The organism is Novipirellula galeiformis, from assembly GCF_007860095.1.
Lineage (GTDB): Bacteria > Planctomycetota > Planctomycetia > Pirellulales > Pirellulaceae > Novipirellula > Novipirellula galeiformis.
This window is the reverse complement of sequence record NZ_SJPT01000003.1, coordinates 839,317-846,689: the sequence shown is the minus strand read 5'-3', so window position 1 is coordinate 846,689 and position 7,373 is coordinate 839,317. Positions and strand designations below refer to the sequence as shown.

4 protein-coding genes and 1 pseudogene are annotated in these 7,373 nt (G+C 56.8%); 2 read left to right on the top strand and 3 right to left on the bottom strand.

From position 1 onward, the window contains the following. Together Pla52o_RS27395 and Pla52o_RS10990 are read left to right on the top strand one after the other, a co-directional pair. Positions 1 to 196 (top strand): annotated as a pseudogene (locus tag Pla52o_RS27395) (hypothetical protein); the annotation flags it as partial. A 408-nt stretch (positions 197 to 604) separates the two neighbouring features. Next, entirely contained in the window at positions 605 to 1,732 is a 1,128-nt protein-coding gene (locus Pla52o_RS10990) for a patatin-like phospholipase family protein (RefSeq protein WP_146594618.1), read from the top strand. Positions 1,733 to 2,751: 1,019 nt separating this feature from the next. Here the strand turns inward: Pla52o_RS10990 and cysK are convergent. The 3 genes from cysK to Pla52o_RS10975 form a co-directional block, all read right to left on the bottom strand. Then, positions 2,752 to 3,693 carry a cysteine synthase A gene (gene cysK, locus Pla52o_RS10985; RefSeq protein WP_146594617.1) on the bottom strand — a complete coding sequence of 314 codons (942 nt, stop codon included), beginning with the start codon at positions 3,691 to 3,693 and terminating at the stop codon, positions 2,752 to 2,754. Positions 3,694 to 4,220: 527 nt separating this feature from the next. Then, positions 4,221 to 5,231: a 2-oxoacid:ferredoxin oxidoreductase subunit beta gene (locus Pla52o_RS10980; protein ID WP_146594616.1), complete on the bottom strand. Its 1,011-nt coding sequence runs from the start codon at positions 5,229 to 5,231 to the stop codon at positions 4,221 to 4,223. A 60-nt stretch (positions 5,232 to 5,291) separates the two neighbouring features. Beyond that, complete coding sequence (locus Pla52o_RS10975; protein WP_146594615.1) at positions 5,292 to 7,196, bottom strand: 2-oxoacid:acceptor oxidoreductase subunit alpha; 1,905 nt, start codon at positions 7,194 to 7,196, stop codon at positions 5,292 to 5,294. Positions 7,197 to 7,373: the final 177 nt, after the last annotated feature.

Sequence of the window (7,373 nt, the reverse complement as noted above, 5' to 3'; positions counted from 1 at the left end):
TGCCGATGTACCACCGGTGCTCAGGCGTTTGGGACTGGACACCAAGACATGGTGCGAACTGGTCGGCGACTTTGGCCGGTTATTTTGCCTGGTCGCGGGGCGCCCCGAGTCTGTCGATCCGCTGCGCAGCCACCGGACGCACCGCCGCTATCACTTGCGGCGACGGGCTCGAGAGCTGCTCACCCGCGCGGATTAGCTTGCCCGCGTCCCTCTTTTTAGCTCTCGAGCGTCGCAAAGAGTCGCCGATAGATCAAGGTGCGTAGCATCGGCCCGATTTCGCTTGATCTCGAGCGAGATCCCCCGTGTTCGGCGATGGTTTCGGTCGTGGCAACCGTGAAGCTGTGCCGAGCGTCCACAGCTAGTCCGCTCTCGTTACTCACGCATGCCCCCACAAGATGCTCTGTCCCCGTTGGCCCCGCCCCGCTGGCCCCGCTGGCCCGTCCCCGCTGGCCGTCCCCGTTGGCCCGGTCCGCGATTGATATGGATCTGTCGGTGGGCACGTTGGTATGCTCGGCAGCCTGCCAGACTCGCGAATAAAGCACGTTTTTCGTGGGTAAACTGGTCGCCATGTCAGGTAAATAACGCCCTTGTCGCGAATAGGTTCATGAAGATCGCACTTGCATTCTCGGGAGGTGGCGTTCGTGCGACGGTGTTTCACCTTGGCGTGCTCGCTCGGCTGGCGCGGCAAGATCTGCTAGGCAACGTGAAAATCGTTTCGAGTGTTTCTGGTGGCTCACTGGCGGCGGGACTTGTCTTTGCCTCGGCCGGATACCGATGGCCCGCCAGCGAAGAATATTTGCACGATGTCGTGCCAAAATGCCTTTCGGTATTGACGCAGCAAAATGTCCAGCGGACCTATGTACTGAAATCGCTGTTGCTGCCCTGGCGACTCGCTTCGGGGCGAGCCTCGGTGCTGGGCGACGCTCTGGAGAGCACCTGGGGCATCAAGGGATCGCTTGCGGATTTGCCGGTTGCGCCCAACTGGATTATTAACGCAACTTGCTACCAGACCGGTAAGAACTGGCGTTTCCAGCGTGACTTGATGGGCGACTACCAAACCAAGTACATCACCGATCCCGATTTCCGTTTATCACATGCATTGGCAGCGTCCGCCGCGGTGCCCGGATTGATTGGCCCTTTGCTGATCCGCTCACGACAACACCAATGGAGTGAATACCGCGAAGATGATTGGCGTGAAATTTCGCCGAAGTACAAGCGTTTGCATCTTTGGGACGGTGGGGTGTATGACAATTTAGGAGTGGAGTCGCTATTCAAACCTGGGGATGGATTGCGTGAGGGTACCGATTTTTTGATCGTCTGCGATGCCTCACGTCCCTTGGGAAGCGAAACGCGGCAATCACGTTGGCGACCTAGTTACCTAAAAGCCTCGATGCGATTGGTGGACGTCGCGACCGATCAAGTGCGAAGTCTGCGAGCGCGGATGTTAATGGAGTATTTCAAGCAGAATCCGGGAACCGGGGCTTATCTGCGATTGGGGCTGGCGACGAAGAAGGTTTACTCACGCAGTCCGATCGGTGGCAAGCCTGCACTGACGGACGGTGAAGTGCGGTACGTCTCGCAGATTGAAACCACTCTACGTCGACTGACCGATCGTGAGTTCAGTTTGTTGTTTCGTCATGGATTTGAGGTCGCCGATGCGACGCTTTCCACCTACGGTCATGAAGCGATTGGACGCGTGCCTCGCAATCGAGTGCTGTTTAAAGCAGCCTGATGGACCTTTCCGTTGCCGCCCGTCCGCGCACCGTTACGACCGAACAGACGCAGCAACGAGCAGCTAAAGAAGGAGGTTATCACTCGCCGCTGGTCGCTCCGGCACGCTAACGTGTGTGCATCCGATGCGAGTGGTTGGCGTCCAGTCGAAAAGTGTGGTAGGCATCCTGCACGACAACGAGAAAAGGCAGCCTTAGAATCGCGACTCAGGTGTAGTATGAGGTGAAACGGTGTCCGCCTAGTTGGTCGGTGGTGCGGAGGAGGCGATTCAAAGAATCGTATTCGCCCTGAGTGATCCCAGTGTTTGGATCTCTGGGGATGGTGCTCGGCAAGTAGTCGGGATAAATGGTCCTAAATAATCTGCCGAAGTCATCGTAAACGTAGCGGGCGTTTACGATTGGGCGTCGGTCAGGCTTTCCTGCGATCCCAGCGGGGTTTCGGCAGAGGGCGTGGTTAGAGATCCCGCCACAGCGAAGATGTTGAAAGGCGTCACTTATCGAATGAGCCATTTAGCAATTGCGACGATGTGAAAAGTTTCAGCTTGCAAACTAGACGAAGCGATAAGACTCGCCCAGGACGCTGACCGGCGTGTTGATTCAATGTGTTGTATCGGAATAGCGGTCAGCCGCAGGGGAACAGCGTTCAGCCGCAGGCCGCAAGTCTGTGGTTAACGGCGGAGGACCGGGCATTAACCTGGAAATTGCATCCGACCGAGCAAGAATGTCCTAGCCGACTACTCAACAACGTGTTACGCATTTCGAATGCTGTACGCTAACAAAATTATAACCCGAAGCGTGAGCGAGGGATTTGACGAAGGGACCCTCGGTTACGCGTCGGGTTATGAAATATCCGGGCTAACACGCTGCCGGATGATTAAATCAGCACGCCGTGACGCGTCGGGTTATGGATTTTCTGAAGAACGCGAGAGAAGGGGCGACGCGCATTGTCGGCCCAGCGCCGTGCAACCACCGCGGCAACGGTTTTTGTAACCCTTGCCGGACGTAAGAATCGCCGTTCGGCCTACATGCCCAGATCACCAAACAGCGGTGTGCTCAAATAACGCTCGCCAAGGCTGCACATGATCGTGACGATTCGCTTGCCCTTCATCTCGGGTCGGGCGGCGACTTGGGCGGCTGCCCACATGTTCGCTCCGCTGCTGATCCCGGCCACGATGCCTTCTTCTTTGGCTAGTCGGCGGCCCCATTCAAACGCATCTTCGTCGTCGACTTTGACAACATCGTCGATCACCGACATGTCAAGGTTTTTGGGGATGAAGCCGGCGCCGATTCCTTGGATTCGATGCTTCCCGGGATCGCCACCGCTGATCACGGCGGAGTGGGTCGGTTCGACCGCGATCGCTTGGAAGTTGGGGTTTTGTTTTTTCAGGAAGCGGGCTGCGCCGGTGATGGTTCCGCCGGTTCCGACGCCGGCGATGATCGCGTCGATGTTTTGGCCACTGTCCTCCCAGATCTCCGGTCCCGTCGTCGCTTCGTGGATCGCGGGATTAGCGGGGTTTTCGAATTGCTGAGGCATGTAGCAGTTTTCGCCTTCGTTGACCAATTCGCCGGCTCGGTTGATCGCCCCCTTCATGCCTTCGGCCGCAGGCGTCAAGACGAGCGTTGCCCCCATTGCGCGGAGTAGGGCGCGGCGTTCGACCGACATCGATTCGGGCATCGTCAGGGTTAGCTTGTAGCCTTTGGCTGCACAGACAAACGCGAGTGCAATTCCCGTGTTCCCGCTGGTCGGTTCGATGATGTGCGTGTTCTTGTTGATCTTGCCGTCGCGTTCACCCGCTTCGATCATGGCAACGCCGATGCGGTCTTTCACGCTATTGAGCGGTTGAAAGAATTCGCATTTGGCGAACACCGTCGCCCCGCCCGCAGGAACCAGGCGATTGATCTGGATCATCGGGGTGTCGCCAATGGCTTTGGAAGCGTCCGAATATGTTTTTCCGCGGGACATTGATCAAATTCCTGTTAAGTAGTTGGCAGTGGACAGAGAAATGGGTGGATGAGTTGTCCGCGTTTCAGCGCCGCGTTAACTCAATCACTCACCCCGACGACGAATCGGCAATTGTATCATTTTCACGCGTCAGCTTAGCGCTGAGGCGATGCGTTGGCGATGAAGCGATTTTTCACTCTCAAGCCAGCCCAGCGAAGCGGCGCGAATTCACCCGAGCCCCAATTTGGGCGGGAGTGAAACGGAGCGGATCGCTCGGTGGCGCCCCAATGCCGATGCGAAGAAACGCAAGAGAGGGTAACCCTCGATCGCTCCGATCCTTCGGCGATATTCGGCTCCTTGGGCATGGATGGTCGCTGTATCGGATCAAGCACGCCAAACTCCTTCGGCTCTCGACGCGATTCACTCAATCGGAAACGCCTATGGGGCGTGTTTCCGGATTCCCGGGGCTGGGGACACCCCCAGGGATTATCATAGCCTCGCTGCTGAATTCACATGGCAACGTTTCAGCGGCGAGTGTTGGCAACTCGTTACGCGACTTCCCAGGTATCACCCGAGTTGAACAAGGCTTGTAGGTCTCCCTCGCCTTTTTTCGCTTTGGCCGCGGTGACTTGATCGTTGATTTGGTCGTTGTAGGTTGCAATGCCTTGGACCGCTCGCAGCACACCGATCGGCTCGGGCATTTCGGGGTAACGCATCCGCGCGAGCATCATCTGGATCGACGGGTTCATTTCCTTTTCGTCGTGAATCAACAAGTCGTCTGCGGGCACATCGGCGACGTTAACGACTTCCAAATGATTACCAACCAAGCGTACCGCTTTGTCGTTATTGGTACCGAAGATCAACGGCTTGCCGTGCTCCAGTTCAACCACATTTTCGGCTCGCTGCTTGCGTTCTTGAGCGTACGCCATCGCGCCGTCGTTGAACACGTTGCAGTTTTGGTAGACCTCGACCAGCGACGTGCCTTTGTGCTCCGCGGCACGCTTGAGCGTTTCGCCGAGATGCTTGACGTGGGCATCGATGCTGCGTGCGACAAACGTCGCCTCCGCCGCAAGCGCGACCGACAAAGGGTGAAGCGGATGATCGATCGACCCCATCGGGGTGCTCTTGGTGACTTGGCCTTCGCTGCTGGTCGGGCTGTATTGGCCCTTGGTCAAACCGTAGATGCGGTTATTGAACAGCACGATATTGATGTCGAGGTTGCGGCGCAGGCAATGGATAAAGTGGTTACCGCCGATCGATAACGCATCGCCATCGCCGGTGATGACCCAGACCATCAAGTCAGGGCGGGTCGACTTTAGCCCCGTTGCGAAGGTGGGGGCACGACCGTGGATGCTGTGCATTCCATAGGTGTTCATGTAGTACGGAAACCGGCTGCTGCAGCCGATGCCACTAATGAAGACCGTCTTTTCGCGAGGCACTCCCAGTTCGGGAAGCACCTTTTTCATCTGTGCCAAAATTGAATAGTCGCCACACCCAGGGCACCAGCGAACATCTTGATCCGATGCGAAGTCGGCAGCTTTTAAAACAGGAAGGTTCATAAGAAAATGTCTGGTAGAGAGAGGTTTGAAGGTTGAAACGGGAGAGCGGCCTTCCGCCCGTTATCCCGCTTTGTTTCGCACATCGGCTTTCGACTTGCCGTCTTTTGCGGTCGATACGTGCGATTCAATGGCTTCGAACAATTCGCTGACCGCAAACGGTTTGCCTTGCACTTTGTTGACGCCGATGCAGTCGACCAAGTATTTCGCTCGCAACAGCATTCGCAGTTGCCCCATATTCAATTCAGGCACGATGACCTTATTGAATCCTCTCATTAACTCGCCCAGGTTTTTGGGCAATGGATTGATGTATCGCAAGTGCGCGTGGCTGACCGAATGTCCTGCGTTGCGGCAATTGCGAACCGCGGTATGGCAGGAGCCATAAGTTCCGCCCCAGGAAATCACCAGCACATCGCCGCTGGTTTCGCCATACACGTCTTGGTCGGGGATTCGCTCGGCAATCCGGCTGACCTTCGCCGCTCGCGTGTCGGTCATGTGTTGATGGTTCGCCGGGTCGTAGCTAACGTTCCCGGTCCCGTCTTCTTTTTCGAGTCCACCTAGACGGTGCATCAGTCCCTGCGTTCCAGGGATCGCCCAAGGGCGAGCCAAGTTTTCATCGCGGGCGTAGGGCATGAACGGCGCGTCCGACTCGCCTCCTTCGGGATGCTTGATCACGATTTTTGGCAATTTGGAAACATCGGGAATCTTCCACGGTTCGCTGCCGTTGGCGATGTATCCATCGGATAGGATCAGCACAGGGCACATGCACTCCACGGCGAGTCGCCATGCTTCCACGGCGATGTCAAAGCAATCACCAGGCGATCGCGGTGCGAGGATTGGCAAGGGGGATTCGCCATTGCGACCAAACATGCACTGCAGTAAATCGCTTTGCTCGGTCTTGGTGGGCAGTCCCGTGCTTGGTCCACCCCGTTGGACATTGATGACGATCATCGGTAGCTCGAGCATCATGCCGAGCCCCATCGCTTCGGCTTTCAACGCGATCCCCGGTCCGCTGCTGGCGGTGACCGCCATCGTGCCACCGAATGCCGCCCCGATTGTCGCGCAAACCGCTGCGATCTCGTCCTCGGCTTGGAACGTGCGTACTCCAAAGTTCTTAAAGCGAGTGACTTCATGAAGAATGTCACTGGCGGGCGTGATCGGATAGGTGCCGTAGAACATGTCCTTGTCGCTCAGCTTCGACGCAGCAACGAGTCCCCAAGCCAACGCTTGGTTGCCCATCATGTTGCGGTAGGTGCCTTTGACGAGGTCGGCTGCCTCGACTTGATAGCTTTCGCCGAAGGCTTCGGTCGTTTCGCCGAACGCCCAACCGGCTCGCAAGGCTGAGATGTTAGCAGCCGCGATATCGGGCTTCTTGCCGAATTTGTCTTCGATAAAACGCAGCGTCGGCTCGAGCGAGCGGCCGAACAGCCAGTAAACCAGCCCCATCGCAAAGAAGTTTTTGCAGCGATCGGCGATCTTCTGGCTCAACCCATGGGCTGCAACCGCCTCACGCGTCAGCGCCGTCATCGGCACCTTGATCACCCGATAGACCTCTTCGATCACGCTGGCGTCCAACGGGTTCGATTCGACCTTAGCGAGCTTAAATTCTTTCTCGTTAAAGCCGTCTTCGTTGGCGATCAGGATGCCGCCTTTACGCAAATCACCCAGGTTGGTGACCATCGCGGCTGGATTCATTACCACGAGCGCATCGAGATGGTCGCCGGGGGTGAAGATTTCTTCGCTGGCGAATCGCACCTGGAAACCACTCACCCCGGCACGCGTGCCTCGAGGGGCGCGGATTTCCGCGGGGAAATCCGGGAAGGTGGCCACGTCATTCCCCGCCAGCGCGCTAGTGTTGGTCAGCTGGGTGCCGAGTAGCTGCATTCCGTCCCCGGAGTCGCCTGCGAGGCGAACGGTGATGCCGGAAACGGTTTGTACGTCTTTTGATGTGGTCGGAGAGGCCGTCATGAGCTTCGCTGGATGCGTAGAAACGCACCTCCATCAGGAAATGGATGTGTTGAGTGAAGATATAGTGTTTGTATCGATCATTCTGATTCGCAAACTTATTCGAATTCTATATTTTGAGGCTCAAAACGTAATGTCATTCTGGGGCGTTTCGCTGAAAATATAGAAAGAAAACGATCA